At 36.9% G+C, this 4,105-nt stretch carries 4 protein-coding genes and 1 pseudogene; 3 read left to right on the forward strand and 2 right to left on the reverse strand.

Going from position 1 to position 4,105, the window contains the following annotated elements; translation table 11 throughout:
* Positions 1–562: pseudogene (locus AC4GME_RS17305) on the reverse strand (diguanylate cyclase); the annotation flags it as partial.
* Positions 562–1,560, reverse strand: a complete 999-nt coding sequence (locus AC4GME_RS17310; protein WP_490378765.1) for a response regulator — start codon at positions 1,558–1,560, stop codon at positions 562–564. The gene AC4GME_RS17310 and the pseudogene AC4GME_RS17305, both read right to left, overlap by 1 nt.
* A gap of 665 nt (positions 1,561–2,225) precedes the next feature.
* Here AC4GME_RS17310 and dusC point away from each other — a divergent pair.
* From dusC to AC4GME_RS17325, 3 genes are all read left to right on the forward strand, one after another.
* Positions 2,226–3,149 (forward strand): tRNA dihydrouridine(16) synthase DusC, encoded by a 924-nt coding sequence (gene dusC, locus AC4GME_RS17315; RefSeq protein WP_490378805.1) that lies wholly within the window; start codon positions 2,226–2,228, stop codon positions 3,147–3,149.
* 357 nt (positions 3,150–3,506) lie between these two features.
* The gene (locus AC4GME_RS17320) at positions 3,507–3,671 is read left to right on the forward strand and encodes a hypothetical protein (RefSeq protein WP_490378806.1); all 165 of its coding nucleotides are present in this window, start codon (positions 3,507–3,509) and stop codon (positions 3,669–3,671) included.
* A 202-nt stretch (positions 3,672–3,873) separates the two neighbouring features.
* Positions 3,874–4,105 (forward strand): type I phosphoribosyltransferase (locus AC4GME_RS17325; RefSeq protein ID WP_490379886.1); only part of this gene is annotated, 232 nt, incomplete at its 3' end.

The raw sequence follows: 4,105 nt of genomic DNA on the forward strand, positions 1-4,105 counted from the left end.
CTGATGATTGTTGCGTGCGAGTATGACGCTTATATTCACGGAAACAACATTCACGCCAGTAACCTTGGTTGTTTAACTGGGTCAGGTTGTCTGTATGGCTTAGGTGCTCCAATTTAGTATTTGCTTCTTGAAAGGCTTGTTTATTTAAAGCAACATCAGTGACATCGTAAATAATCATACATATTTGAGTCACTTTACCAGCAATGTCTGTTAAAGGTAAAAAGGTGACATTTTGGTACATAAATCGTGCACTACTGGTTATAGGGCGGTAACTTTTGAATTTAAAAAGAAACGGACGCTGTTCCCAAGTGGTGAACGCTTTGTTTTTTAATAAACAAACGCTGTTCATTTTTTGTTGCAGCCACTCTTTTGGGATATCTTCAAATAGTTCATTTAATTTTCGATCTACAATATGAGCGGCTAATAGTCCCGAATGATTTTCCATAAAACCATTCCAAACTTTCACATTCATATCAAAGTCGATAATAACCAGCCCAACATCGATATTTTGAATCATATCTATAAGCCAATGAATATCTTTAAGTTCAATACTATTACTCATTAGTTCAACAGGTATCCTATTTTGTTAGTGAGGGTATCAATGGAGTCTTCAGTAAATAAAAGCAATAAATCACATTTGATATTGTAATTTTCAATTCGGTAGTTAACTTCAATGGCCAGTGTTTTTTGCCAATGACTTTGTCTGTCTTGAATCAGATCGTCAACGTGACAGTGTTGGCCAAGTACATTAGGTTGACCTTGACTAAAATGGATGTCGAGCTGCTGCGCGAGTCCATTTAAAAATGCACCAATAAGAATATTTGAAATATCGTTCATTACTTCAATTTCAATGTGGTCATTAAGTGCTTCGTGGTATTTAAGCAGCTTTGCCATATCGGCGAAACTGGAATCATGGAAAATAATGATTGCTTCTCCACTAATCCCTGAGCTGATAAAACCCTGACAAACGGCTGATACATTGTCATCACTGGCAATGGAAGTTAATGCCATATGTAATTCACTCGTTTCTAATGTATTTACATTGGGGATAGGTAGTAATACAAATACATCAAGCAAACGGGCCAATAAGTCACCTGCTTTACCCATTGCTATATTTGAAACTTCCTGCAAGGCATCTCGTAAACTGATATTTTCCTGGTTTTCTGCATCTTCTAGTAAGTTATGGCTACCTGCTTTATAAATGCCGTACGAGGCTAATATCTCTGTCAGTACTTCTTGATTAATTGGCTTTTGAATAAAGTCGATAGCCCCCATTTCACGCACTTTTTTGTGTGCTTCTGGCTGAATATCTCCAGAAATAACAATCACAAGTGCGGGAAGATCTTCTTTACAAATGGCTTCAAGTACTTGATAACCGTCCATAACTGGCATGTTAAGATCTAAAAAAACCAGATCACCTTTACCTTGCCTGATTGCCTCAATACCTAATTCACCGTTTTCGGCAAAGCTGATGGTGATATCCCAATCGTTAGGCAATGAGCGAGCAATAGACTTACGAGCAAGTGCCGAATCGTCACAAATTAAAACAGGTAATGACATAATTTTCCTAGAATAAATCTTTTCTTCTGACTTAAAAATCGATCGAGTAAGGCGTTGAATGTGAATTATTTATCTACCAATAATAAATGAATAATGCTATCTAGTTCCATCGTTTTTTATTAGAAAAGAGAGCTTATACTTATCAAAACAGAAAAATGTGAACTGCACTGCCAGATATTTGTTTTTTGACAATGATAATAGCAAATTTATTATTTTTAGTTCTTACTCAGAGATGCCGTATTGTCAGCTTTTGTCGTATTTTATCAGCAATGCTTCCCATTCAAATTACTATAAATATCAATCCTTACTTATCACTTTAATTTTCTGTAATAATATCTTTTTCTTGCAAAGAAAATCGTTAATTGTGGCGCTTATTGCTGGTTCACATTGCCTTATTGATTTCTGAATAGTTAACAGCTTAATTGCGCTGTATTTTTACACTTACTGTCTGCTCTACAGGCGTGGTATAGCTCTTTTATCATCCCATTATATTTTTAAGATTATTTTAATAAAAGTGCCATTTTTATTTTTGGTTACGGCTTTTTCGGAGAGTAAAATTAAAATGCAATAAACAAAATAATTTACATTATAGAATTTATTGAGCAGCAGTTATACTAGCGCCTGAAAAGGTGCTGATGCCTTTAATTGAGTTAAAGGAAAGATCTGTGAGAGTTATACTAGCACCTATGGAAGGCGTAGCTGATGCCTTTATGCGTAATTTGCTAACTGATATTGGCGGTTATGACCTGTGCGTAAGTGAATTTATTCGTATTGTCGACCAATTATTACCAAGAAAAGTATTTCGTAGAATGTGTCCTGAACTTTATAACGGAAGCAGGACTGAAGCAGGCGTTCCAATAAGAGTGCAATTACTGGGGCAAGATCCGCAATGGATGGCTGAAAATGCATACCGAGCAGTTGCAATGGGCTCGCACGGTTTGGATCTGAATTTTGGCTGTCCTGCCCGAACTGTGAATAAAAACCTTGGTGGTGCTTCCCTGCTGCGAGATCCAGAATCAATATACCAAATAGTAAAAGAGGTCAGGGGCGCAGTTCCGGATGATCAGGTTTTGTCTGCTAAAATTCGACTCGGCTGGGATTGTAAAAGCCAGTGTGTAGAGATTGCGCAAGCTATTCGAGATGCAGGTGCTAAAGAACTTACTGTTCATGCTAGAACAAAAGAAGAGGGCTATAAGCCACCTGCGCATTGGCAGTATATCAAGCTGATTAAAGACTCGATTGATATTCCTGTTATTGCCAATGGAGAGATCTGGAGCAAGGCTGATTACATTAAATGTAAAGAAGTAAGCGGTTGTGATGATGTGATGATTGGCCGTGGTGCTGTTGCTATTCCTAATTTGGCAAGAGTTTTAAAAGGTGGTGACAAGATGCAGTGGTGTGAAGTAAAACAGCTGCTTATTAAGTACAGCGAGATTGAAACCACTGGTTCAAAAGAGAAATACTACCCGCAGCGCATCAAACAATGGTTGAGATACATTGCGATGCAATACACAGAAGGGCAAGAGCTATTTATTAGAGTCCGATCCATCAAAAGTACAAATGATATTCTTAAGGCGTTAGCAGAATAAAAAATGTAGTGCTGCAAATTTATTGTGAATCAGCTTGATATACAGCGCCTCCAATATTGACAAAAACCACGCCCGATCCATTCCCATCAGAGAAATTGCGATTTTTTCGTGATCTGCTTCGCGTTTTCTGAAAGCTGATATTATTCCTGCAAGCAGAATTGCGCGGGATAAATAAGAAAATACTTTAACAATGAACAAGATGTGATGGAATCCAGTCAGTTGAGGGGAGTGTTGAATGTTTGGTGTTTTTTTGATGTCTGGACTAACCTTCTAACGATTTATAAATGAATGCAACTTACTAGCGATTAAAATGTAAGCATTGCTTAGCTTAATCTTATTTTTTGAAGTGAGGAACATATGACCGTAGAGCAAATAGAAGTGACTTTACATCATGTTTTTGACCACATGATATTAAATAACCATCTAGAGGGCTTGGCACGCAAAGCTTCGAAAAGATATGTAGTGAAAAAAGGATTTTCAACAATCATTGCAGATGAAATTGTTGAGCATGTCTTTCATTAATTGAGGAGGGAATTATTTATTAAACCAGTATTTATCTGTATATATTTCTCTATTGTTTATGTAAATCGTTTTTAATATAAATAATAGAGGAAATTTGCTCTCTTTTTCTCCTCCTCGCTCGAATATATGAGACAACTGCTTGCACATAACCATGCAACTATTTACCCTTAGGAACTAAAATTTTAATTCAGAGTAATAACAGATGACATCAAGCACGCTGCAGCTAATAAAAAACAGTATAAAAAGCATTCCTGATTATCCACTTCCTGGCATTATCTTTCGCGATGTAACCAGTTTAATTGAAAATGGTGATGCATTTGCAGCCACTATTAAGTTGTTTGTTGAACGTTATAAAGACAAGAATATTGATAAAGTTGTCGGTACAGAAGCGCGTGGCTTTATTTTCGGCGCGCCATTAGCGGCCGCAATTGGTG

The organism is Psychromonas sp., from assembly GCF_983033635.1.